Here is a 23,678-nt window from a genome sequence, read left to right as displayed (position 1 = left end):
AAAAGGTAAAAGGTAAAAGGTAAAAGGTAAAAAAAAGCGGGAAGGCTGAAAAAGCCAAAGGTGGGAAGCTATAAGCTAAAGGGTATAAGTAAGAGGCTATAAGCTAAAGGTAGGAGGTAAAGGGGGAAGGTTAAGAACGAGAGGCTAATAGATAAAGGTAAAAAAATAATGGGACAGAAGTAAAACGGTGAAATTAGGCGATAAAAAAAGCTAAAAGCAGGGGATGAGCCTAGCCTTTAGCTTCTTGTTTTAACCTTATAGCTTTTAGCCTTTAGCTTTCCAAAAAATTCGGATACATGTAGTTGGTTGCGGGGATGAAGGTTTCTTTGATACATTGTGGAGATACCCATCTCAGCAGGTTGAACACGGATCCGGCTTTATCGTTGGTTCCGGAAGCCCGGCCGCCGCCGAAAGGTTGCTGGTCGACGACAGCTCCGGTAGGTTTGTCGTTGATGTAGAAATTGCCGGCTGTATGTGTCAGGCGCTCGGTCAATTTTTCGATGTTAGCTCTGTCGTTGGAGAAAATAGCTCCGGTCAAGGCATAAGCTGAACCGGCATCCAGCAGGTCGAGCGTTTCCTCTATTTGATCGGGTTCGTATACGTAGATCGTCAATACCGGACCGAACAATTCTTCGCGCATCGTAATATAGTCCGGTTTCTTGGCCTGGATAACAGTCGGGTAAATAAAGTAGCCTTTGGATTTATCGTATTTGCCTCCCAGGATCACTTCGGCATCGGGCGAAGCTTGCGCATCATCGATTGCTTTGGCCAGTTTGTCGAAAGAAGCTTCATCTATCACAGCATTGACGAAGTTACTGAAATCTTCGACTCCTCCGGTTTTGATTTTATTCAAATCTGCCTGCATCAAAGCTTTTACTTCCGGCCAGATGTTGGAAGGAATGTAAGCGCGTGAAGCGGCAGAACATTTTTGTCCCTGATATTCAAAGGCTCCCCGGATTAAAGCTGTCGCTACCGGTAGTGCTTTAGCTGTCGGGTCGGCAAAAACATAATCTTTACCTCCGGTTTCACCGACGATACGTGGATAAGAACGATATTTACCGATGTTTTTAACGATAGTAGCCCAGATATCATTGAATACTCCGGTAGAACCGGTGAAATGAATACCGGCAAAGTCCTTATTGCTGAATATTACGTCTGAAGCTGTCGGGCCTGAACAGTATACCAAGTTGATCACACCGTCGGGCAGACCGGCTTCCTGTAATATTTTCATGACGATATAAGCTGAATAGACTGCAGTTTTCGAAGGTTTCCATACACAAACATTTCCCATTAAAGCAGGAGCTCCCGGCAAATTACCGGCAATAGAAGTGAAATTGAACGGAGTCAGGGCAAATACGAAACCTTCTAACGGGCGCCATACCGTACGATCCCAGATGCCTGCCGACGAGTTGGGTTGCATATGATAAAGATCGTACATATTTTTAACATTGAAACGATAGAAATCAGCCAATTCACAAACACAGTCGATCTCTGCCTGAAAAGCATTCTTGGATTGTCCCAACATCGTCACGGCATTTAAAATCTGACGGTAAGGACCGGAAATCAGCTCTGCCGCTTTCAGAAAAATAGCAGCCCGGCTTTCCCAGTTCATCTTTTCCCAAGCCGGTTTTGCTTTCATTGCAGCGTCGATAGCTAATTGTACATGGGAGGCATCTCCTTGGTGATAATGCCCTAATAAATGCTGGTGATCATGAGGCGGACGAATGTCGGCCAGTTTATCGGTCCGGATTTCTTTGCCACCGATGATCATCGGGATGTCGACTACCTGATTATGGATCTCGTTTAATTTTTCTTTTAATGCTGCGCGTTCGGGAGATCCCGGAGCATAACTTTTTATCGGTTCATTGGTAATGTTTGGTAATTTGTAAACTCCTTTAGGCATAGTGAATTAGTTTTATTGGTTGTAAGAAAAATCTTTTAAGTTGGTCAAAAATAAGAAAGTTTTTGTGTAAAAAACATGACAAAAAACAGGTTTGGGGATTTTTTTCACCCTATCTTTGCGGTGGACTTAGTTTATGATTTTATGATTTCAGTTAATAATGTAAGTGTTGTATTCGGAGGATTCTATTTATTGGATTCTGTTTCATTTCTGATCAATAAGAAAGACCGGATCGGTTTGACGGGAAGGAATGGAGCAGGGAAATCGACGACACTGAAGATGTTAGCAGGTTTACAAATACCGTCTGAAGGGAATATTTCGATGGCTTCGGATATAAAGATCGGATATTTACCCCAGACCAAAGTATATACGGATGGAAATACCGTCCGCAAAGAGGCTGAAAAGGCTTTTGCCGATTTGTTTGCCTTGAAGGATGAAGTGGAGCGATTGAATCTGGAGTTGGCTGGGAGGGAAGATTATGAGTCGGAAGCTTACATGAAACTTTTGGATAAGATTCATGAGAAAACGGAATTGTTGGCGATACGGGGGGAGAATAATATCGACCGTGAGGTAGAGGTTGTCTTGAAGGGCCTGGGTTTTAAACCGGAAGACCTCGACCGTAATTGTGAGGAATTTAGTGGGGGATGGCGCATGCGTATCGAATTGGCTAAAATATTATTGGCACGTCCTGATATTTTTTTACTCGATGAGCCGACCAATCATTTGGATATAGAATCTATTTCCTGGCTGGAATCTTTTTTGCAGACTTATTCCGGGGCTGTAGTCCTGGTGTCGCATGACCGTGCTTTTTTGGATAATGTGACCACCCGGACGCTTGAGATTTCTTTGGGGAAAGTGTATGATTATAAAGTGGCTTATTCTCAGTTCGAGCAATTGCATAAAGAACGGATCGAACAGCAGATGCGGGCTTATCAAAACCAGCAGAAGCAGATTAAGGATACAGAAGATTTTATAGAGCGTTTCCGGTATAAGGCGACAAAATCCGTTCAGGTGCAATCGCGGATCAAACAGTTGGAAAAATTGGAGCGGATAGAGGTCGAGGAAGAAGATATGGCCCGTATTACAGTGCGGTTCCAGCCGGCTGTCCGGTCGGGAGAAATTGTCCTGACGGGTAAGGAGTTGACGAAAGCTTATGGTGATCATGTGGTATTGAAAGGTATTCAGTTGGATATCAAGCGGGGAGAAAAAATAGCTTTTGTCGGTAAGAATGGAGAAGGTAAATCTACCCTGGTCAAGATGATCATGAACGAGATTCCTTTCGAGGGAGAATTGAAGATCGGACATCATGTCAATATCGGTTATTTTGCTCAGAATCAGGCTGATTTATTGGATCCTGAAGTTTCTGTCCTGGATACGGTCGATCGGGTTGCCGAAGGGGAAATCCGTAAGAAAATCCGGGATATTTTGGGAGCCTTTTTGTTTTCCGGAGAGGAGGTTGACAAAAAAGTAAAAGTATTGTCGGGAGGAGAACGTACCCGTTTGGCGATGGTACGTTTATTACTGGAGCCCTATAATCTTTTGATTCTCGATGAGCCGACGAATCACCTGGATATGCGGACAAAGGATATTTTGAAGGAAGCGCTCAGAAAGTTCGAAGGTACAGTGATTGTCGTATCTCATGACCGTGATTTCCTGACCGGTTTAGCGGATAAAGTATATGAGTTCGCTAACCAGCATATCAAGGAATATTTAGGAGGGATAACCGACTTTCTGGCAGCCAAGAAGATTGCTTGTTTCCGGGAATATGAACAATTGCATAAACCCAAAGGCAATGGAATTTCTAATGATGAAGCCGAGCGGGAAGTGAGTGAGAATAAACTGTCTTTTGAAGAAAGAAAACAGTTGAATAAGGAAATCCGTAAGGCTGAACAACGGGTAGAGAGGGCCGAACAACGGGTCACGGAACTGGAAAGTGAAGTGGTTGCTTTAGAAAAACAGATGGCTGCGGGAGTGGTGAACGATGAGTTGTTGAAAAAATACGGAGAGACACAAAAAGAACTGGAAGAAGCGATGACAGAATGGGAGAAAGCGACGGAGGAAGAGGAAGAGGTGAAAAGTAAAAGGTAAAAAGCTAGAGGCTAAAAGCTAAAGGTTATGAATATAGAGGGAGAGAAGAAGGTTATTAAAAATATAAAATAAAAGGCGGGATATGGCAAAATATAAACAGGAATGTATATTCGGGATCCGGGCTGTGATTGAAGCGATTCAGCAGGAAAAGGAGATAGATAAGGTGATGTTGAAACAGGGCGTACGAGGCGAGTTGTTTCAGCAGTTGTTCAGTTTGATCCGGGAACGGAATATTCCTTTCCAGTATGTGCCGGAAGATGTTTTTAAGCCTTTCGCCGATCGGAATCATCAGGGGGTACTGGCTGAAATATCACCTGTTCCCTATCAGGATCTGACAGAAGTGTTGGATGGCGTCGAAGCGGCGGGACGGGTACCTTTTGTATTGATCCTGGACCGGGTAACCGATGTCCGTAATTTCGGAGCGATTGTCCGGAGTGCAGAATGTGCCGGAGTGGATGTGGTGATCATTCCCAATAAAAATTCGGCTAAAATTTCTTCAGATGCTTTGAAGACCTCTGCCGGTGCTTTATATCATGTGCCGGTGTGCCGGGTATTGAATTTAAAGAGAGTGGTCCGCGAATTGAAATTCCAACGGGGCATTCGGGTATATGCTGCTACCGAGAAAGCAGAAAAGTTTTATACTGGTGCAGACCTGACTTTGCCTACAGCAATTATTATGGGATCGGAAGATAAGGGGATCGATGAGGAGTTGATCAATATTGCGACCGATTGTATTAAAATCCCACAAAAAGGTCAGATCGAATCCCTGAATGTTTCCGCTGCAGCAGCAGTGTTGCTTTTTGAAGTGGTACGTCAGAGAGGATAGAAAATATTTTTTGTAGTTACAGAGATTGCAAAAGGAAGGAAATTCAACCCTGCCTCTGTGATTTCTGTAATTAAAAAAGGATTATTTTGTGGTTTGGAATGCTTCTTTCATTGTTTTGGGAATAGTATATGTTGTTGAAATGATTATTTTCCCGGCTATATAAGCAAATCGGTATAAAAAGATTGTCACCAACAGGACGAGTACTCCTTGAAATCCTATCGGATCATTACTTCCTCTATACACTACAATTCAAATTTTATCAATAGTACTTCTCATTTTTTTTGAAATTGTACTGCTATTTTATAATTTTGTGAAAAATCGGTTTTGCTGGTTTAATATAAATTTTACTCGGTATTGATCCTGAAAAATTAATATCGAATCTTGTAAAGCGTAATCATGGTGATAGAGCTGGAGTTTTAGTGGTGTTATTTATCGTAACGATAAATTTTAATTTATGGAAATAGAAAAATTAGGAGGTACGACGGAGCGTTTATATCGTCTTGTTGCACCTTTGGTTATGAAACCTTGTATTCTCCGGGAAAATAATAATTATCCATTTAAAACCTCTATGCATCATATTTGGTTTATAGCTATCGAGGAAGAGCGTGTTGTTGGTTTTATGCCGGTAGAAATAAAAGACAAATATGCTGTAATCAATAATTATTACATCGATAAAGACGATCCGGACCTATTGGCAGCTTTATTGCGGGAGGTCATTCGTCATTATGCCGGACAATATAAATTGCAATCTGTTACTCACTCTCGCCATTTATCTGTGTTTGCAGCGAATGGCTTTTCTATAATCAGGCCATGGAAATTATATGCAAAAATGGAACACCGACAACAAGAAACCCTCTGAATGTATATGAACAGGCACAAATACGATTAGAAAAAATATTCGGACATTTCGATAATATATATGTGTCTTTCTCAGGTGGTAAGGATAGTGGTGTATTATTACAATTATGTACCGATTATATCCGGAAACATTGTCCGGGGCGTAAAATCGGTGTTTTTCATTTAGATTATGAAATACAATACGGAGAAACGATTCGTTATGTAGATGAAGTTTTGGCGTCGAATAGCGATATTTTCGAAGTATATCGGGTATGTGTACCTTTCAAGGTATCGACCTGTACTTCCATGTTTCAAAAGTTTTGGCGTCCCTGGGATGAAGAAAAGAAAGATTGTTGGGTGAGATCCATACCTGAGGGGGCTTATACACGTAAGGATTTTCCTTTTTTTTCCAGACGGATGTGGGACTATGATTTTCAGCGTAGTTTTGCCCGTTGGTTACATCGGTACAAAAAAGCCAAACGGACTTGTTGCCTGGTGGGAATCCGAACCCAGGAAAGTCTGAATCGCTGGCGTGTCCTGAATGGGAGAGACGCTTATCGTTTCAAAGGATTGAAATGGGTGAGAAGGTTGGATACCGGTGTTTACAATGCTTATCCGATATACGATTGGTTGACGAGGGATATATGGATTGCCAATGGAAAATTTAATTGGGCTTATAACCATCTTTACGATCTTTATTATCAGGCAGGAGTGCCTTTGGAAAAGCAAAGGGTAGCCAGTCCATTCATATCGGAAGCCCGGGAAAGCCTGAATCTATACCGGGCTATTGATCCTGATATGTGGGGACGTATGATCAATCGGGTGAATGGAATCAATTTTACTGCGATTTACAGTACCACTACGGCAGTCGGATACCGACAAAAAATTACTTTGCCGGAAGGGTATACCTGGGCCAGCTATATGCAATTTTTATTGGGTACACTTCCTGAAAATATACGACAGAATTACTTGAGCAAATTGAAGGTCAGTATAAAATTCTGGAGAGAAAAAGGAGGGTGTCTGGCCGAGTCTACGATCGAGAAATTACGGCGTGCCGGGGTGCCGATTACAGTAGGAGAAAAAAGCAATTACAGGACGAACAAAAGGCCTGTACGAATGGAATATCTGGATGATATCGAGCTATCCGAATTTAAAGAATTGCCGACGTATAAAAGATTCTGTCTTTGTATTTTAAAGAATGACCATATTTGTAAATACATGGGTTTTTCTGCCTCGAAAGTAGAGCAGGAAAGGCGTGAGCAAATCATGAAGAAATATTATAAGTTATTTTGTAATGAAAGAGTATCAAAGCCCGGTATATAAGATCATCGCAGTACCTGTAGAAAAGGTGGTCGCCAATAATTATAATCCCAATGTTGTCGCACCTCCTGAAATGAAACTATTGGAATTATCCATTTGGGAGGATGGCTATACTATGCCCTGTGTATGTTATTATCTTCCCGATAAAGACCAGTATGAACTGGTCGACGGTTATCACCGTTACCTGGTTTTAAAAAAATCTGCCCGGATATATGAACGGGAGAAAGGATTGTTGCCCGTCGCCGTCATTGAAAAAGATATCTCGAACCGGATGGTATCTACGATCCGGCATAACCGGGCCCGAGGAACTCATAATGTAGAGTTGATGAGCCATATTGTTGCCGAATTAACTAAAGCCGGTATGTCGGATCAATGGATATTGAAGAATATCGGTATGGATAAAGATGAACTATTGCGTTTGAAACAGGTGTCCGGCTTGGCTGAACTGTTTGCAAATAAAGATTTCAGTATTTCCGATGAATTGTAAAAATAAGGATGTATAAAACAAATACCCGACTTTACCATTTCGTAAAATCGGGTATTTTTATGTAGTACCGGTTCACAGGCGAGGAGTGATTACCTTTTACACGAAATAGGGGGTGATATAACGAACCAGCAAATAGCCGCCTGCCAATAACCAAATGTATAAAAAAGAGGCTAATAGGAATGGTTTGACACCTGCTTTTTTAAATTTTTCGATACTGGTTTCGGCACCGAGGGCAGTCATGGCCATGGTCAATAGAAATGTGTCGAAATCGTTGATAAAGCTGATTGCCGGTTGAGGTAGCAGATCGAATGAATTGAAACCGATGACTGCTAAAAAACCTAAGGCAAACCAGGGAATCGTTATTTTCGATTTTCCGCCTTCGGCCGGTTGGTGCTGATTTATTTTTTGTACACTGGCTCTGGCAACGAAATAGCCGATCACTAATAAAGCAGGTACCAGCATAATAACACGGATCATCTTAACGATAATGCCGACATCGGAAATCTCTTTACCCATGGCATTTCCTGCACCTACGACGTGCGCCACTTCGTGTAGAGTCGAACCGGTATAGATCCCCATCTGATCCGGTGTCAGGTCGACAATCCCATTCCGGTAAAGTACCGGATACAAAAACATGGAAATCGTACCGAAAATTACCACGGTTGAAATGGCGACAGCGGTTTGGTAAGGTTTGCTTTTAATGGTCGATTCGGCTCCTAAGATAGCAGCGGCTCCGCAGATAGCACTACCGACCGAAGTGAGTAAAGTAATCTCTTTTTCCATTTTCATCCATTTCCCGATCAGTACACCGCCACAAATGGTCACCGTTACGACGATGATATCGATCAGGATGGCGGGTAAGCCGACTGCCATCACGTCCTGGAAAGTCAATTTGAAACCATACAATATGATACCTAATCGCAGAATTTGCTTCGAACAGAACAGGATACCGGGTACCCAGGTTTCCGGTAAACGATTCCGCAGACTGTTGGCATACAGCATACCTAAAATGATACCTACAATCAAAGGACTGAAAGATAGACTTTTTACAAAAGACAAATCGCTGATGTAAAAGGCTGCACAGGAAAACAAGGCTATTAACAAAATTCCATGAAGCATATTGCCTCTCTTTTCACTTAATTTCATTACTCTAAATTAAATTATCGATTTTATTTGCTGCAAAAGAACGAATTATTTCCGGATCTGACAGAATCGAAATAGTTATAAGGTATAACTATTTATTATAAAATACCGGCACAGGATAAATGAAGTGGTGTTAGACCGATAAAATGGCGGGCATAAAAAAATGGCCTGCAAGGAGGCCATTTTTATAAATTATTTCAGAGCTTCTTAACGAGCTGCCATGACTTCTGATTCGACTGTATTCACGGAATTTTCATCGAATACCAGTACTTTGTCGTTCGGAAGATAGGTATATACTTTTTTACCTTTCAATTTCACTACCTGAACTTTTTCGTTTCCGTTCATCTGGTACCAGGTACTTTCTTCCGGGAAATATCGGAAATCCACTTTCACATCGGTATCTTTCAAAGCAACTGTCATATTATTTTTTGATTTGATCACTTTGTACATTTTGCCTTCGTGCATGAATTCAGACTCGTCGATCTGACCGTCTTTCATGGTGATCGGGTTCTGGCCACCCCAGAATTCAATAGAGTTGAAAATCAATACATCCCCCAAAGTACACAATTCATAAGCAGGTAAGATACATAATCCCAAGAATACCAATTCATTGACGAATTTCTTGTTAGAAACATTACCGTTCCACTGATGTAATTTTGTGGTCAGACGGAAAGGTCCATAACAACCCGATAGAATTCCTGTAGAACCGATTAAAGCAATAATGATTGCTCTTGTTACAAATTTTTTCATAGCTTTTTATTTTATTAAAAATCATGCTCGGGGGACACCACATCCCTCATTGTTTAAATGATAGGACAAAGATAATAAGATTCATTAAAATTGCATCTATTTTCCATTTTTTAGTCCAAAACCATTATCTTCGCGTCGAAAAATCTGAAACGATGAATAATTTGATAATACTGGCAGCGACGGCTGTCCCGCAGGCTGCTGAGCCTGAATTGAGTTTGTGGAGTATGATCGTCAAGGGAGGATGGTTGATGATACCGATTTTCATCCTGTCTATTATTGCGGTTTATATTTTTTGTGAAAGATATATGTTACTCCGTAAGTATACACGAATCAGCGATACTTTCCCGGATAAAATCAGGGATTGTATTTTTGCCGGCAATATTCGTGGAGCGGTAACGGTATGTAATGAGGAAAATACGCCGATGTCGCGTATGTTGGTTAAGGGGCTTCTTCATTATCGTCTGCCGGTTACTGAATTGAGAGCTATTGTGGAAAGTGCCGCAAATCTTGAAGTAGCCGGAATGGAAAAAGGATTATCCACTCTGGCAACCTGTGCCGGAATGGCACCGATGATCGGGTTTCTGGGGACTGTCGTCGGTATGGTACAAGCCTTTTACGATATGGCTATGGCTGGAAACAATATCAATATTACCCTGTTGTCCAGAGGTATCTATACGGCGATGATTACTACAGTCGCCGGTTTAATCGTCGGCATTATAGCTTATTTTGCCTACAATGCCCTTACAGCCAAAATCGATCATATTGTCACTAAAATGGAGACGGCCAGTGCTGATTTTATGGAGGTCATTTATGAGGTGAAAAACGAGAAGGAGAATAAATAAAGCGATATCTATGGCAATTAAAAGATCCAGAAAAGCAAATCCTAATTTCAATATGTCGTCCATGACCGACATTGTATTTTTATTGCTGATCTTTTTTATGGTCACTTCCACCTTGATTAATCCCAATGCTTTAAAATTATTACTGCCCAAAAGCACACATCAAACCTCCAATCGTCCGACTGTGGTGGTCTCTATCGATAAGAACCTGAATTTTTATCTCAATACGAAAGTCACTCCTTTTTCCCGGCTAGAAGGGAAGATTGTCGAGCTATTGAAAAATAGCGACGATCCTTGTATTTCTATTGAAGCCGAAAAATCGGTTCCTATCGAACAAGTAGTCAGAGTGATGAATATTGCTAAAACTTATGGCTACAAGTCTATTCTGGCTACCGAACCGGAATAAATATTTCCTAAAAAATCTTATCCTTTTGAAATAGTAAGTTCCGATTCGGACTTTTAAATAGATGATAAAGCTTGAAACTGCCGGATTATAGCCGTTTTAAGCTCTTTTTGTATCCCTTTTTAACAAAATGGGGCTTTTCTCTTCCAATTTTTTAAATCCTAAAACTATTTTAAAAAGCCAACGTATAACCCGGTACAATAATGAAAATTATTGTTACCAATACCACGCGGTAATTGATAGAGAACATTTGTTAAACTAAAAACAAACTAAGTATGAAACGTTTATTAATTTTATTGCTCACCGGTTTGTTTGCGCAGCTGGTAGTTTCATGTTACCCGGAAGGCGCAGATAACATTGAAGACTATGATGTTGCCATTACAAACTACGACAAAGGTGCTGATTTCAGTGCTTTCACCACCTTTTCGATTCCTGACACGGTCGTTTATTTTGCGAATGACAATAGTGCCAGCAAACCTTCACATGAATTTGATGATGCTGTCATCAAAGCTGTGACCGATAATTTCGTAGCTATGGGATACGAAAAAGTAGCTGATCCTACAGCAACTACTCCTGCCGAAGATTTACCCAGCTTTATCGTGACCGTATCTGCTTTTTCTAATGTCAACTATGCTTATTTCGTCGACAACTGGTACAACAACTGGAATTGGTACTGGGGTGGCTGGTGGGGTGGTCCTTTCAATCCTTACTATCCTTGGTATCCGGTTAGTGTTTACTCTTACAGAACAGGTTCTGTGGTGGTGGAAATGGTTTCTACGGCTAAACGGAATGACGATAAAGTAAATGTTGTTTGGACGGGTATCGCAGACGGTTTGCTTCAGGGATCCAATTCTTTCGTTCTGAATCGTGTAGAATCACAAATCGATCAGTGCTTTATCCAGTCGCCTTATTTGAAGAAAGCCACGACTCCGAACAAATGATAACGGAGGGACCGCTATCTATAACAGAAATATATCGATTTATAAAAATACATGAATTATGAAAAAACTATTAATAATTGCCATATGCCTTTTCGGCCTGAGCCCTTTCCTGAAAGCTCAGATGCTTAATCTCAACTATCAGATTAGTCTGCCGATGAACCAGGTAAAAGATTTTACGGATAAAGCTAGTTTCCGCGGATTCGATATCGAATATCACCAGTTTTTAGGAGATCAATTCTCTATCGGTGCAGCTATTGGCTGGGATGTCTTTTACAAAGATAAAAAACACACTCCCGGAAATTTCAGATTCAATGGAAATAGTAATGTATATACGATTACCGGGAATCAGTATCGTTATATCAATACGGTGCCTATGTTAGCTATCGGCCGTTATTATTTTACAGATAATACGACGGCTGTCAGACCTTTTGTCGGCTTGGGTATCGGTACCAGCTGGACCGAGAGACGACTGGAAGTAGGACAGTTTGCTTCTACGATCTCCCGCTGGCAGTTTGCATTGGCTCCGGAGGTAGGGATGTATATCCCGATTAACGACCAGTTTGCTTTCAATGTGGGAGCCCGGTATAATTACGGTACCAAAGCTGCTCACGGAAGAGTACCTGAAATCCAGACTTTCAGCTTTAACTTCGGTGTGATCTTGATGGGGATGGACTAAAACTCAAATAACCCTGTGACAGAGATGATCTTCAAAGTCGGACTACCGGCTTTGAAGAGTCTCTGTTTTTTCTTTCCTGTTAGTGCCGGATTTATTTTATATCTAAATTTTCTATTTCCTTCAAATCATTAGCAATTGCTTTTTTTATCGAGTCTTCTTTTATAAACTCTGCTACCTTTTGTTCATTATGTTCGTATGAAATGGCCAGTACATTATTTTTGACTCCTTTACAACTCATACTGGAAGGTAAACTATAATCATCGTTATAAGCTGCGACTGTAATATTACTTCCATCGCTGCGGCTGATAGATTTTATCTGACAAGGTATTATTCCTGTAGGAGAAAGAAAGAGATATGAAAATATACCGTATTCCCAGGCTTTGCTTAACGAATGATAATCTTCGAGCTTTAGGTTTACAATATGTCCCTGTTGTGAAGAACGGGAGGGGACTAAAAAGTTACCGGCGTTTGTGTAGACCGTTGTCTGGGGAGACTTCAATTCGGTATTATTGAGATAAGAATGGGCAAGTTTATTGCCATCTTCGTCGACGATATTGAATTCATAAGTTTTTATCTGTTCAAAACCGGTGTAATTTATTTTTATTGTCTGTTCAAAATTATTTTTCTCATCAATTATACTTGAAAACACTTGCAATGTATTCGGGTTCCTTTTTGAATTAAAAAAAACAATTTCGAATACTCTTTCCCCACTGCTTAATTGCGTTTCATGCTCTATCTTATATTCAAAAGCGATTTGAGGGGTAAAAAGATGAAAATGTGATTTTTTAACATCCGCAGACTCTATTGTGGTATCACGTCCCGAGATGGGTTTGCCTTGTGCTATCACCCATTGATAAGCGGCGGTTGCTACAGCAAATTCTTTTGCTCCCCGGGCAGGCAGGCTTGCAGGAGCGATTCCGATGAATTTTTGTGTCGGGGCGAACATCCAATCCGGTAATTTTACACTTGTAACCGGCTGTACATCCTGCGATTTTTTTGTGTTTTGCTCCGGGGTGGCTGGATCTTTTTTCTCTTTTCCCGAAGTCAAAGGAGTTGCGGGGCTATCCGGTGATTCGGTTTTAAGGGTATCCGATTTATTTATCGTGTTATTTTTTGAGAGGATACACTGTTTCCCGGAAACCTCTTGCAGGTACCACCAAATCCCTCCGGCACATAAAATAAGAGCTGATAGGATCAAAATTGTTTTTAAAGAAAAGAAGCGGGATTTACGGGTCTCTAAAAAGTCGGTTTTTAGTTTTTTGTAAAATTCGTCGAAGTAATATTGATTATATTGAGGTCCGTTTTTCTTTGCTACATCTTTGATATCTGCCGGAAGATTTTCTGGAAAACCCTCGAACCCTTCGAGCAGGATGGGGATGATATTTTTCTGTTTTTTCAAAGCGTAAGCTAACTCTATTCGTAACCAGTCTTGTCGTGGATTAAAGGCCGGATCGAGTGTTCTGGCGAAAGCCCCTTTGCTCAGTATTAAAATGAAATCGGAACATTGGTCGATACGTTTCAGAAGTGCCTGATCGAAATCTCCGTTCCGAAGGGTATCCAAATCGAAGCTCACCCGATAGCCGTCTTTAGAAAATAAATCATAGAGGTGTTTCGCTGTTTCGTATCCCCCTTTACGTCTGTAACTGATAAAAATATCGTATTTCATGATCCGATCTTAAAGATTTACCACATCAGAATTTCTATTCAAAAATGCAAATAAAATTATTTCCGTCAAAATTAATTATATCTACATCGGTACGCTTTGTTTTATTCCTGGGGTATGTTTACTAAAATTTTTGCCGGAGAGAGAATTCGATGAATTGTTTGGCATAGGGATCGGGTTCACCTTGCCGGTGAATGATATAAAACATCCGGTTGATATTCAGTTCGTCGATATCGATGATTTTTAATTTCCCGGCGGCCACTTCTTCGCGGATACTATAAATCGAAAGCAGAGCAAAACAGTTTGAATGAAGTAAATAATGTTTGATTCCTTCCGTACTACCTAAAACGAGCTGACAATTTAGTGTGTTTATGGCTATTCCGGCCTGTGCGAGCTGATTGCGGATGACGTGGTAGGTACCGGAACCCTGTTCACGCAAAACGAATGGGAGTTGGGGGAATTGTTCCGGAGAAATGTGTTCAGGGATTTTTGTTTCTGCTCCGGTGACCAATACAATCTCATCCCGGAGAAAAGGTATATACATGGAGGTCCGGTTGTGTCGGGGTACCCTCTATAAAAGCGACATGAAGATTACCTGTTACAATTTCCTGTTCGATCTGTGCCGTATTTCCGCTCATCAAAGAAATAGCCATTTGCGGTGAGGCATTTTTGAATCGGACCAACGTCTCCGGAAGGACATATTGGGATAAAGTGGTACTGGCTCCAATGTGAAGTGTGCCTGTAAAAGTATGTTTCATTTTATCGATTCTGAAATTTATTTCCCGTTCCTTCCGAACTAAAATTTCAATTTCCGAGTACAGATACTGTCCGGCTTCGGTGAGTTGCATCCGACCTTTTATCCGGTTGAAGAGGGTAATACCCAGTTCTTTTTCCAATTCTTTTATATTTTTAGAAATTGCTGGCTGGGATAGTAATAACTCTTCAGCTACTTTTGTGGTGTTGGGAGTTTGAGCCAGATGATAAAAAACTTTGTATTTGTGATCGAGCATAGGAATAAAAATTAATAGAAAGCAAAATAATAGAAATTAATTCTTTAAAACAAAGGAATCCGGAACGACGTAAAAATTAATTTAAAATTTAGAGTAAAATAGGGAGAAAAGTGGTAATCGTTAATTTAAATCGTTTTAATTCGAATGATTTGTTTGTTATTAAATGTAAAAACATTAATTTGGAGCCATCAAATTTGAAAATTGGCATAAGGCTTGTGTTATTGATAAAATGATTGTTAAGTCGGTGAAATACTTGTACTTAGAAAGAATGTCCGAAACTAAAAATGAGATATATGGAAAACAAATTAGATGTCTTAACTAAAAAGCTGTATGAAGAGGGGGTCGATAAGGCGAATCAGGAAGCTGAAAAAATAATCGCTCAAGCAAAGGAAAAAGCAGCAAAATTGATTGCAGAGGCTGAGGAACAGGCAAAGGGAATAAAAGCCGGAGCAGCAACCGAAGTCGAAAATATGAAAAAAAAGGCTGAATCAGAGATGACTTTGAGCGCACGTCAGGCGATTACTGCTTTGAAACAGTCGATCACTTCCCTGATATCCGGTGAAGTGGCAGGAAATATCGCTAAGGCAGGTTTTAAAGACGAAGCATTCGTGCAGGAAATGATTGTCGCTATTCTGAAAAAATGGGACGTAGCTTCCGGAAACCTGAACCTGGAATTGATTTTGTCTGAGGAAGAGAAAGAAAAATTCCAACAGTTTGTGGCGACCAAATACAAAGAATTGTTGGATAAAGGCCTTGAAATAAAAGTAGGAGATCATACGGATGCTTTCGTCATACAACCGAAGGACGGAGGATATCAGGTTGCTTTTTCCGAGAAGTTGTTCGAGACTTTCTTCAATCAGTATATGAGAAGCTTTACCAAGAGCTTGCTCTATAAATAATTTACGATTTAATTTACATGGATTATATTGCTTTTATAGCAGGCTTGCCGGAAATTGCCTGGGATGATCGGAAATTGTCTTTGACAGTGGCCGAATTTCGGGAACAATTGAAAGATTATATCAGTGGTAGGGATGAACGGTTGATCGATTTATTCTTTTTACCTAATGATAATGCCCAGGTGTTGCGTTTGTTGAGGAAACAAGAACCCGATGGGGCGTTGTCTACTGTTTATCCGGTGAAATTGCTGGAAGATGAAATACAGGAACCGGATAAAACGATTCCGGCTTACCTGAGGGAATTCATTACTGATTTTAAGGAAGAGCATTTGCGTTATGATGTTTCGCCCGAGAATGTGTTGAGCTGGATGTATTATGATTATATGATGAAAGCCGACAACCAACTGGTGAGGAGATATGCAGAGTTTTCCATGAATCTGAAAAATCTGGTCACTGCTTTGAATGCCCGGAAATATGGGATGGAAGTGGCAAAAGAGGTGATCGGGAGTAATGAGTTTGCAGTAGCTTTGCGGACATCCAATGCGAAAGATTTCGGTTTGACCCTGGATTATCCTTATGTCGAAAAAGTGATTGCTTTGATGGATAACGATAATTTAGTAGAACGCGAACGGGGACTCGATTTGATTATTTGGCATTTCTTGGATGAAGCGGTGACTTTTGATTATTTTTCTTTGGAAAGAGTCATCAGTTATATGCTTCGTCTGATGATCGTCGAACGGTGGAGCAAGATGAGTTCAGAGTCCGGGCGGAAGGTGTTTATGGAAATGGTCGACCGTTTCCGGAAAAGTTTTCAGTTTGAAGAACAATTTAAATAATTTACGATGAATGAATTACAAAGGATATAGAGAAATCGTCGATTCTTGTAATTCAAAAATCAAAAATAAATAAGGTTTATGGCAAAAACACAAGGAAAAGTCCATAGCATTATTTCTAACCTTGTACTCGTTAAAGTCGAAGGGCCTGTTTCCCAGAATGAGATTTGTTTCATAGAGGAAAACGGGGAACGTTTGATGGCCGAAGTGATAAAGGTGGTGGGAGATCTTGCTTATGTGCAGGTATTTGAGAGCACCCGTGGTTTGAAACCCGGAATGCCTGTTGAATTTCAGAATCACATGTTGGAAGTGAGTCTCGGACCTGGTCTGTTGTCGAAAAACTTCGATGGCTTACAGAATGACCTGGATAAAATGACAGGTGTTTTTTTGAAAAGAGGAGAATATACAAATCCTTTGGAGGACGATAAAAAATGGAGCTTTACGCCGCTGGCCAAAGCCGGGGATAAGGTGAAAGCTGCCGATTGGCTCGGAAATGTGAAGGAAAACTGGCTGGATCATAAGATTATGGTTCCTTTTAAGCTGGAGGGAGAATATACGGTGGTTTCCGTAGTCCCGGCAGGGGAATACACGATTTTGGATACGATTGCCGTATTGAAAGATCGTACCGGGAAAGAAATCAATGTCACGATGGTGCAGAAATGGCCGGTAAAAGTAGCTATCCGGAATTATGTGGATAAACCACGTCCTTTCCGGCAGATGGAAACGGGTGTTCGGGTCATCGATACCATGAACCCGATGCTGGAAGGGGGAACCGGATTTATTCCGGGACCGTTCGGTACGGGAAAGACGGTGTTGCAGCATGCTTTGGCCCGTTTTGCGGATGCAGATGTGATTATCATGGCTGCCTGCGGTGAACGTGCCAATGAGGTGGTGGAAATATTTACCGAATTCCCGGAATTGCAGGACCCGCGGTCAGGACGTTCCCTCTATGAACGTACTACCATTATTGCCAATACGTCGAATATGCCCGTTGCTGCTCGTGAAGCATCTGTGTACACGGCGATGACGATCGGGGAGTATTACCGGGCAATGGGAATGAAAGTGCTGTTATTGGCCGATTCTACTTCTCGTTGGGCGCAAGCTTTGCGTGAGATGTCGAACCGTATGGAGGAACTTCCCGGGCAGGATGCTTTCCCGATGGACTTGTCTGCGATTATCTCCAACTTCTATGCCCGGGCCGGGATGGTATATCTGAATAACGGTAGTACAGGTTCTGTCACGTTTATCGGTACGGTATCGCCTGCCGGTGGTAACCTGAAAGAACCGGTAACCGAATCGACCAAGAAAGTGGCCCGTTGTTTCTACGCATTGTCACAGGCTCGTGCTGACTCCAAACGTTATCCGGCGATCGATACCCTGGAATCTTATTCGAAATATCTGGAATACCCCGAATTTGTCGAATATGCCCGGAAAAATATTTCGGACCGGTGGATAGAAGATGTGAATGAAGCCCGTAATATGCTGGTCAGAGGCCGGGAAACAGCTGAGCAAATCGATATTTTGGGAGATGATGGTGTTCCATTGGATTATCACCTGATATTCTGGAAATCGGAATTGATCGACTTCGTGATCCTGCAACAGGATGCTTTCGATAATATTGACGGATCGACCTCGATGGAGCGTCAGCAATATATGCTGAATATGGTTTTGGATGTTGTACGTTCGGATTTTGACTTCGATTCTTTCGAAGAAGTAAATCCTTACTTCAAACGGATCATCAATGCTTTTAAACAGATGAACTATTCCGAATTTCAGTCCGGCCATTTCAAGAAATTCGAAGCGGAAGTGAAAGATATTATTAATGAAAGAAAAAAATAAGTAATTTATGAGTTACGATAGGACGCCAGGGGAAACAGAGCTGAATATGCGTTGCAATCGTAAATCGTAATTCAAAAATCCAAAATAAATTAAGGTATGAACACTGCTTTTCAAAAGGTATATACCAAAATTACCCAGATTACCAAAGCTACCTGTTCACTGAAAGCTCAGGGGGTCGGAAATGACGAACTGGCGATTGTGAATGGCCGTTTGGCTCAGGTTGTGAAGATTTGGGGGGAAGACATCACGTTGCAGGTATTTTCCGGCACCGAGGGTATTCCGACCAATGCTGAGGTGACTTTTCTGGGAAAAGCTCCTACACTGAAGGTAGGAGAGGATCTGTGCGGACGTTTCTTCAATGCATTCGGAGATCCGATCGATGGCGGGCCTGCTGTAGATGGCGAAGAACGTGAAATCGGGGGACCGTCTGTGAATCCGGTACGCCGTAAACAACCTTCGGAATTGATCGCTACCGGTATTGCAGGTATCGACCTGAATAATACGTTGGTGTCGGGACAGAAGATTCCGTTTTTTGCCGACCCGGATCAACCTTATAATCAGGTGATGGCGAATGTGGCTTTGCGTGCACAAACCGACCGGATTATCCTGGGAGGAATGGGATTGACCAACGATGACTATCTGTATTTCAAAAATTTGTTCGACAATGCCGGTGTACTCGATCGTATCGTCAGTTTTGTCAATACGACCGAAGCTCCTCCTGTCGAACGGTTACTGGTGCCGGATATGGCCTTGACCGCGGCAGAATATTTTGCCGTGGACAAGAACGAAAAAGTGTTGGTATTGCTGACCGATATGACCTTATATGCCGATGCGTTGAGTATTGTGTCGAACCGTATGGACCAGATTCCTTCGAAAGATTCTATGCCCGGTTCATTGTATTCGGATTTGGCTAAAATCTATGAAAAGGCCGTACAGTTCCCGCAGGGGGGATCGATTACCATCATTGCCGTGACGACCTTGTCGGGCGGTGATATTACACATGCTATCCCGGATAATACCGGATATATCACAGAAGGTCAGTTGTTCTTGCGGAAAGATACGGAGATCGGTAAGGTGATTGTCGATCCGTTCCGAAGCTTGTCCCGTCTGAAACAGTTAGTGATCGGTAAGAAAACCCGGAAGGACCATCCTCAGGTAATGAACGCCGCTATCCGTCTGTATGCCGATGCTGCCAATGCACGGACAAAATTGGAAAATGGTTTCGATTTGACCGATTACGATAAACGTACGCTCGATTTCGCCCGGGATTATTCGAATGAATTATTGGCTATCGACGTGAATATCGGCATTACCCAGATGTTGGACACAGCCTGGGCACTGTTCCGGAAATATTTTACCCGTTCGGAACTGGGAATCAAGAAAGAGATCGTGGACGAATTCGGAAATATGGATTAATTTGCGGTTTACGATAATTAAAATAAATCAGTCGGTATGGCAATAAAATTTCAATACAATAAAACTTCCCTGCAGAGTCTTGACAAACAACTCAAGATGAGGGTAAGAGCTTTGCCTACCATCAAAAATAAGGAATCTGCCTTGCGTTCAGAAGTAAAGAAAGCAAAAGAAGTTGCGGATGAGTTTGACGGAAAATTAGACGACACACTCAATGGCATCAGTGATATGCTTCAACTTTATGATGAATATACTCCGGATATTCTTACCGTGAAAGATGTCAATATGTCGGTGAAGAAAATTGCAGGAGTACGTACGCCGGTGTTGGACCAGGTGGAGTATGAAATAAAAGACTTCAGTCTGTTTAATGCACCGGGATGGTTCCTTGACGGGATTCAGCACGTGAAAGAAGTAGTAAATATCGCTCTCGAACGGGAGTTTTATATGCGGAAGATGGAATTACTGGATCGTGCCCGTAAGAAAACGACACAAAAGGTGAATCTGTATGAGAAAGTACAGATCCCCGGATTTCAGGAAGCAATCCGAAAGATTAAGCGATTCCTGGAAGATGAGGAGAACCTTTCCAAGTCGGCACAAAAGATTGTGAAAACCCGTAAAGCGATGGAGGACGAAGCATGATAGTACCAATGAGAAAATTATCCCTGCTGATATTCTATCGGGATTATCAGGCATTTCTCGGGGAACTTCGGGAAAAGGGAGTGGTTCATATCCATGAAAATAAAAAACGATCGGCCGAAGACGAAGAACTGAAACACAAGTTTGCCGTCATTAAGCGGATCGGAGAAATGATCAAACAGCTGTCCAAACGGATTCCTGAAACTAAGGAGACTTTTACGGAATTATTGGAACGTTGGTCACAGGCGATGGAACCGAAAGAAAAGTTGTTTTTTTATCAACAAGTGTTTTATGCGGGAGATCGGTTGAAAGAAGAGTCAGAAGTAACCGAATTGGATTTGCTGACTTTTCTGGAAAACCAGTTCAAACGAATGGAACATATCGATCAACAGATTGCTTCGCTGGAAAAAGAAGGTATGATCTATGAACCTTGGGGAGATTTGCCCGACGAACAGATCGGCGGACTCCAAAGGGCAGGTTGGGATCTGCGGTTTTTCACCGTTCCCGACCGGAAATATTTACCTGAATGGGAAGACAAATACAATGCGTTTGTTATAAACCAGGATAAGGGACAAAAGTATTTTGTTACTGTCCTGCCCCGGGAGGTAGAAGAATATCCCGAAGCCGATGTCGTGTCTTTTCCTCAGATGAGTGCGGAACAAATCCGGCAACAGGTCGCCGGGTTGAAAACCGAAAAAGAAACGGTTGCCGAAAACTTGAAGAAGATCGCGGCTTTTTCGGTGGAATACCTGAAGGATTTGAAAGTACGGATTTGTGAAGATACGGATACTTTAAAAGTGAAGGATGCTGCAATGACTTTACTTGAAGATAAGGTGATTGCTCTGGAAGGTTGGGTGCCGGAAGCTATTGCAGCCGATACGGACCACTGGCTGGCAGATAAAGGAGTTGCTTATGAACTCGAGATTCCGACAGAGCAGGATAATCCTCCTATTCTGCTGAAGAATAATAAGTTTGCTCGTTTGTTTGAATTTATCGGCGAGCTGTATTCGCTGCCTAATTATCGGGAAATCGACTTGACACCGTTTTTTGCACCGTTTTTTGTGCTGTTTTTCGGTTTTTGTCTGGGAGATGCCGGATATGGATTGCTGCTGTTGTTGGGTATCACCATTTATAAGTTTAAGGCGAAGCCGGCAATTAAACCGATTCTGTCGTTAGCACAATGGCTGGGTATTTCTACAGTGATCATGGGAATTGTCGGAGGTACTTTCTTCGGTATCCAATTGCTGGATGTACAGGTTCCCTGGATGGAGAAGATGAAAGCTTATATGTTGGATTCACAACAGCTGTTCAACCTGGCTTTGATCGTCGGAGCCGTACAAATTATCTTCGGTATGTTCCTAAAAGTGGCTAACCAGTGGAAACAACATGGTTTTGCAGCAGCTCTCTCGACAATCGGATGGCTCGTGTTGATTCTGGGAGAAGGAATCTGTTATTGGTTGTCGACCAAGGGATATGCAATGGATGTCCCGATGTATGTTGTCGGTGCTGTAGCAGGATTACTGATCTTTGTATTCAATAATGTTCGTCGGAATGTATTCATTAATATCGGTGCCGGTTTATGGGATTCTTATAATATGGTCACCGGCCTTTTAGGAGATACACTTTCTTATATCCGTTTGTTTGCCTTGGGTATTTCGAGCGCGGTATTGGGATTGGTGTTCAATGATCTGGCAATGAATATGAGTCCGGATGTGCCGGGAGTAAAACAGTTGGTCATGTTGATCATCCTGTTGTTCGGACATAGTGTGAACTTGTTTATGGCTGGATTGGGTTCCTTTGTACACCCGATGCGTCTGACTTTTGTTGAGTTTTATAAGAATGCAGGTTTTGAAGGAGGCGGTAAGAAATACCAGCCTTATAAGAAAAGAAGTAATTGAAACCTGCTATTATAGATTTATATCCAAAAAAGAATTGAAAAATTATAATTAACAAACAATTAAAAAAATAGAAATCATGAATGAGATTATTTTAGCTTATATTGGGGTTGGATTGATGTTAGGACTGTCCGGAATTGGTAGTGCTTATGGCGTAACTATCGGTGGTAATGCTACGATCGGTGCACTGAAGAAGAATGACGAAGCTTTTGGTAACTATATGGTATTGTGTGCACTTCCTGGTACACAGGGACTTTATGGATTCCTGGGCTTTTTCTTGCTGAAGAATGTATTGGTAGCCGGTATTACCTGGTTACAGGCTGCTGCTGTTTTTGGTGCCGGCTTAGGACTTGGATTGGTATGTCTGTTTTCTGCCATCCGTCAGGGCCAGGTATGTGCTAATGGTATCATCGGTATCGGTTCAGGATACGATGTGTTCGGTAAAACTCTGATTTTGGCCGTATTCCCTGAGTTGTATGCTATTGTTGCTGTTGCTGCAACTTTCATGATCAGTACGATGATCTAAGTATAAATATAGTTTTAGAATTCGAAGGTTGTCCCCTTCGAAAAGTGCATCTTAAAGTTCTGAAAAGAAGTTTAGGGGGGTATTTTTCGAAGGGGATTGTTTTTTCGTTTCAATAATACGAAACGCTCCTTTAAACTTCTGAAAGAATTTGCTATTTCGGTTTTCAAATTCTTCATCGGTTCTAAAGATTGCTCTGATAGGAGATTTTATGATAGAGTAGAATATGTAAATCATTGATTGTAAGTTGAATTAATGCGGTCCTGAGATTTACTCTGCATTTGGGGGAACTTAAAAACGTTTCACTTTGGATAGTATGAACTGTTTCGGTTCGTTCGATGGTGTATTTGAGGTTTAAAAGTAAAACTTGAGGTAGAGTTTGAATTTCTGCTCCTTATTTTATAAGTGTTGATTGTTAGGCTTTTATGTAAAATATTCATTTTTTTTGAAAAAAAGTTCGTAAAAAATTTGGAAATGGGATATTAATGTTTCTATCTTTGCAGCCGCAATCAGGAACCGATGTATTGAACAAACGGAGGAGGTGAGAGGGTATGATGTGTTGGCTTACAGGTTTTTATGTTGTGCAGAGTTCTTCAGGATATTGCCTTGGTCGGGTTCTGAAAAAAAACTTCAAAAATTTCTTTTGAAAAGTTTGGAGTTGATGAAAAAGTCCTTACCTTTGCAGCCGCTTTCCGAAACGAAGCGGACGTTCTGAAACATTTTGACTGATGTGTTTTTCATCTTTTGCGGATGAAGCCTG

The 23,678-nt window shown here is 41.5% G+C and carries 22 protein-coding genes; 16 read left to right on the top strand and 6 right to left on the bottom strand.

The genetic code is table 11. From position 1 onward, the window contains the following. Positions 1–271 precede the first annotated feature (271 nt). Positions 272–1,903, bottom strand: coding sequence for an L-glutamate gamma-semialdehyde dehydrogenase (pruA, locus tag WS34_RS08340; RefSeq protein ID WP_022161415.1), 1,632 nt, complete (start codon positions 1,901–1,903; stop codon positions 272–274). 141 nt (positions 1,904–2,044) lie between these two features. On the opposite strand from pruA, the gene WS34_RS08335 reads away from it, so the two are divergent. The 5 genes from WS34_RS08335 to WS34_RS08315 all read left to right on the top strand — a co-directional run bounded on the left by WS34_RS08335 (position 2,045) and on the right by WS34_RS08315 (position 7,458). Next, on the top strand, positions 2,045–3,988 hold the full coding sequence (locus WS34_RS08335; RefSeq protein ID WP_046403928.1) for an ABC-F family ATP-binding cassette domain-containing protein: 1,944 nt from the start codon (positions 2,045–2,047) through the stop codon (positions 3,986–3,988). 82 nt (positions 3,989–4,070) lie between these two features. Next, on the top strand, positions 4,071–4,814 hold the full coding sequence (gene rlmB / locus WS34_RS08330; protein ID WP_013612154.1) for a 23S rRNA (guanosine(2251)-2'-O)-methyltransferase RlmB: 744 nt from the start codon (positions 4,071–4,073) through the stop codon (positions 4,812–4,814). Positions 4,815–5,268: 454 nt separating this feature from the next. Then, positions 5,269–5,673, top strand: coding sequence for a hypothetical protein (locus tag WS34_RS08325; RefSeq protein WP_013612153.1), 405 nt, complete (start codon positions 5,269–5,271; stop codon positions 5,671–5,673). Continuing rightward, complete coding sequence (locus WS34_RS08320) at positions 5,625–6,974, top strand: DUF3440 domain-containing protein (RefSeq protein WP_046403916.1); 1,350 nt, start codon at positions 5,625–5,627, stop codon at positions 6,972–6,974. Before WS34_RS08325 ends, WS34_RS08320 begins: the two co-directional genes overlap by 49 nt. Then, positions 6,946–7,458: an IbrB-like domain-containing protein gene (locus WS34_RS08315; RefSeq protein ID WP_013612151.1), complete on the top strand. Its 513-nt coding sequence runs from the start codon at positions 6,946–6,948 to the stop codon at positions 7,456–7,458. The genes WS34_RS08320 and WS34_RS08315 overlap by 29 nt, the downstream gene beginning before the upstream one ends. 96 nt (positions 7,459–7,554) lie before the next feature. Here the strand turns inward: WS34_RS08315 and WS34_RS08310 are convergent, their stop codons facing one another. Further along, complete coding sequence (locus WS34_RS08310; RefSeq protein ID WP_013612150.1) at positions 7,555–8,604, bottom strand: YeiH family protein; 1,050 nt, start codon at positions 8,602–8,604, stop codon at positions 7,555–7,557. Between the two features lie 204 nt (positions 8,605–8,808). Continuing rightward, entirely contained in the window at positions 8,809–9,351 is a 543-nt protein-coding gene (locus WS34_RS08305; protein ID WP_022160607.1) for a DUF3332 domain-containing protein, read from the bottom strand. A gap of 152 nt (positions 9,352–9,503) precedes the next feature. On the opposite strand from WS34_RS08305, the gene WS34_RS08300 reads away from it, so the two are divergent. The 4 genes from WS34_RS08300 to WS34_RS08285 all read left to right on the top strand — a co-directional run bounded on the left by WS34_RS08300 (position 9,504) and on the right by WS34_RS08285 (position 12,210). Continuing rightward, complete coding sequence (locus tag WS34_RS08300; protein ID WP_041556653.1) at positions 9,504–10,193, top strand: MotA/TolQ/ExbB proton channel family protein; 690 nt, start codon at positions 9,504–9,506, stop codon at positions 10,191–10,193. A 10-nt stretch (positions 10,194–10,203) separates the two neighbouring features. Next, the gene (locus WS34_RS08295) at positions 10,204–10,596 is read left to right on the top strand and encodes an ExbD/TolR family protein (protein WP_046403917.1); all 393 of its coding nucleotides are present in this window, start codon (positions 10,204–10,206) and stop codon (positions 10,594–10,596) included. 272 nt (positions 10,597–10,868) lie between these two features. Continuing rightward, positions 10,869–11,534 (top strand): DUF4136 domain-containing protein, encoded by a 666-nt coding sequence (locus WS34_RS08290; protein WP_022160604.1) that lies wholly within the window; start codon positions 10,869–10,871, stop codon positions 11,532–11,534. Positions 11,535–11,592: 58 nt separating this feature from the next. Then, the gene (locus WS34_RS08285) at positions 11,593–12,210 is read left to right on the top strand and encodes an outer membrane beta-barrel protein (RefSeq protein ID WP_013612145.1); all 618 of its coding nucleotides are present in this window, start codon (positions 11,593–11,595) and stop codon (positions 12,208–12,210) included. Positions 12,211–12,301: 91 nt separating this feature from the next. Here the strand turns inward: WS34_RS08285 and WS34_RS08280 are convergent, their stop codons facing one another. From WS34_RS08280 to WS34_RS15525, 3 genes are all read right to left on the bottom strand, one after another. Next, positions 12,302–13,876, bottom strand: coding sequence for a TIR domain-containing protein (locus tag WS34_RS08280; protein WP_046404255.1), 1,575 nt, complete (start codon positions 13,874–13,876; stop codon positions 12,302–12,304). Between the two features lie 121 nt (positions 13,877–13,997). Next, entirely contained in the window at positions 13,998–14,417 is a 420-nt protein-coding gene (locus tag WS34_RS15530; RefSeq protein ID WP_286693687.1) for a LysR substrate-binding domain-containing protein, read from the bottom strand. Then, positions 14,392–14,883 carry a LysR family transcriptional regulator gene (locus WS34_RS15525; protein ID WP_286693686.1) on the bottom strand — a complete coding sequence of 164 codons (492 nt, stop codon included), beginning with the start codon at positions 14,881–14,883 and terminating at the stop codon, positions 14,392–14,394. The genes WS34_RS15530 and WS34_RS15525 overlap by 26 nt, the downstream gene beginning before the upstream one ends. Positions 14,884–15,176: 293 nt before the next feature. Between WS34_RS15525 and WS34_RS08270 the strand changes: the two genes are divergently transcribed. The 7 genes from WS34_RS08270 (at position 15,177) to WS34_RS08240 (ending at position 22,921) form a co-directional block, all read left to right on the top strand. Beyond that, on the top strand, positions 15,177–15,782 hold the full coding sequence (locus tag WS34_RS08270; RefSeq protein ID WP_013612143.1) for an ATP synthase subunit E: 606 nt from the start codon (positions 15,177–15,179) through the stop codon (positions 15,780–15,782). 17 nt (positions 15,783–15,799) lie between these two features. Next, positions 15,800–16,615 (top strand): DUF2764 family protein, encoded by an 816-nt coding sequence (locus WS34_RS08265; RefSeq protein ID WP_046404254.1) that lies wholly within the window; start codon positions 15,800–15,802, stop codon positions 16,613–16,615. Between the two features lie 78 nt (positions 16,616–16,693). Continuing rightward, positions 16,694–18,451, top strand: coding sequence for a V-type ATP synthase subunit A (locus WS34_RS08260; protein WP_046404252.1), 1,758 nt, complete (start codon positions 16,694–16,696; stop codon positions 18,449–18,451). A gap of 96 nt (positions 18,452–18,547) precedes the next feature. Continuing rightward, on the top strand, positions 18,548–19,867 hold the full coding sequence (locus WS34_RS08255) for a V-type ATP synthase subunit B (protein WP_013612140.1): 1,320 nt from the start codon (positions 18,548–18,550) through the stop codon (positions 19,865–19,867). A 36-nt stretch (positions 19,868–19,903) separates the two neighbouring features. Continuing rightward, positions 19,904–20,503 carry a V-type ATP synthase subunit D gene (locus WS34_RS08250; protein ID WP_013612139.1) on the top strand — a complete coding sequence of 200 codons (600 nt, stop codon included), beginning with the start codon at positions 19,904–19,906 and terminating at the stop codon, positions 20,501–20,503. An 8-nt stretch (positions 20,504–20,511) separates the two neighbouring features. Next, a complete protein-coding gene (locus tag WS34_RS08245) occupies positions 20,512–22,398 on the top strand; it encodes a V-type ATP synthase subunit I (protein WP_229032351.1) in 1,887 nt (628 codons plus the stop codon). 73 nt (positions 22,399–22,471) lie between these two features. Then, the gene (locus WS34_RS08240; protein WP_161945899.1) at positions 22,472–22,921 is read left to right on the top strand and encodes an ATP synthase subunit C-like protein; all 450 of its coding nucleotides are present in this window, start codon (positions 22,472–22,474) and stop codon (positions 22,919–22,921) included. Positions 22,922–23,678: the final 757 nt, after the last annotated feature.

Source organism: Odoribacter sp. N15.MGS-14 (assembly GCF_000980245.1).
GTDB lineage: Bacteria > Bacteroidota > Bacteroidia > Bacteroidales > Marinifilaceae > Odoribacter > Odoribacter splanchnicus.
Note: the sequence above shows the minus strand (reverse complement) of the source record. Positions and strands in the feature narration are given on the sequence as shown.

Coding starts and splice junctions, on each gene's coding strand:
- WS34_RS08245 (WP_229032351.1), top strand. CDS start 20,512: ATGAGAAAATTATCCCTGCTGATATTCTATCGGGATTATCAGGCATTT.
- WS34_RS08280 (WP_046404255.1), bottom strand. CDS start 13,876: ATGAAATACGATATTTTTATCAGTTACAGACGTAAAGGGGGATACGAA.
- WS34_RS08255 (WP_013612140.1), top strand. CDS start 18,548: ATGAACACTGCTTTTCAAAAGGTATATACCAAAATTACCCAGATTACC.
- WS34_RS15530 (WP_286693687.1), bottom strand. CDS start 14,417: ATGTATATACCTTTTCTCCGGGATGAGATTGTATTGGTCACCGGAGCA.
- WS34_RS08265 (WP_046404254.1), top strand. CDS start 15,800: ATGGATTATATTGCTTTTATAGCAGGCTTGCCGGAAATTGCCTGGGAT.
- WS34_RS08260 (WP_046404252.1), top strand. CDS start 16,694: ATGGCAAAAACACAAGGAAAAGTCCATAGCATTATTTCTAACCTTGTA.
- WS34_RS08325 (WP_013612153.1), top strand. CDS start 5,269: ATGGAAATAGAAAAATTAGGAGGTACGACGGAGCGTTTATATCGTCTT.
- WS34_RS08335 (WP_046403928.1), top strand. CDS start 2,045: ATGATTTCAGTTAATAATGTAAGTGTTGTATTCGGAGGATTCTATTTA.
- WS34_RS08270 (WP_013612143.1), top strand. CDS start 15,177: ATGGAAAACAAATTAGATGTCTTAACTAAAAAGCTGTATGAAGAGGGG.
- WS34_RS08290 (WP_022160604.1), top strand. CDS start 10,869: ATGAAACGTTTATTAATTTTATTGCTCACCGGTTTGTTTGCGCAGCTG.
- WS34_RS08300 (WP_041556653.1), top strand. CDS start 9,504: ATGAATAATTTGATAATACTGGCAGCGACGGCTGTCCCGCAGGCTGCT.
- WS34_RS08250 (WP_013612139.1), top strand. CDS start 19,904: ATGGCAATAAAATTTCAATACAATAAAACTTCCCTGCAGAGTCTTGAC.
- pruA (WP_022161415.1), bottom strand. CDS start 1,903: ATGCCTAAAGGAGTTTACAAATTACCAAACATTACCAATGAACCGATA.
- WS34_RS08310 (WP_013612150.1), bottom strand. CDS start 8,604: ATGAAATTAAGTGAAAAGAGAGGCAATATGCTTCATGGAATTTTGTTA.
- WS34_RS15525 (WP_286693686.1), bottom strand. CDS start 14,883: ATGCTCGATCACAAATACAAAGTTTTTTATCATCTGGCTCAAACTCCC.
- WS34_RS08320 (WP_046403916.1), top strand. CDS start 5,625: ATGGAAATTATATGCAAAAATGGAACACCGACAACAAGAAACCCTCTG.
- WS34_RS08305 (WP_022160607.1), bottom strand. CDS start 9,351: ATGAAAAAATTTGTAACAAGAGCAATCATTATTGCTTTAATCGGTTCT.
- rlmB (WP_013612154.1), top strand. CDS start 4,071: ATGGCAAAATATAAACAGGAATGTATATTCGGGATCCGGGCTGTGATT.
- WS34_RS08295 (WP_046403917.1), top strand. CDS start 10,204: ATGGCAATTAAAAGATCCAGAAAAGCAAATCCTAATTTCAATATGTCG.
- WS34_RS08315 (WP_013612151.1), top strand. CDS start 6,946: ATGAAAGAGTATCAAAGCCCGGTATATAAGATCATCGCAGTACCTGTA.
- WS34_RS08285 (WP_013612145.1), top strand. CDS start 11,593: ATGAAAAAACTATTAATAATTGCCATATGCCTTTTCGGCCTGAGCCCT.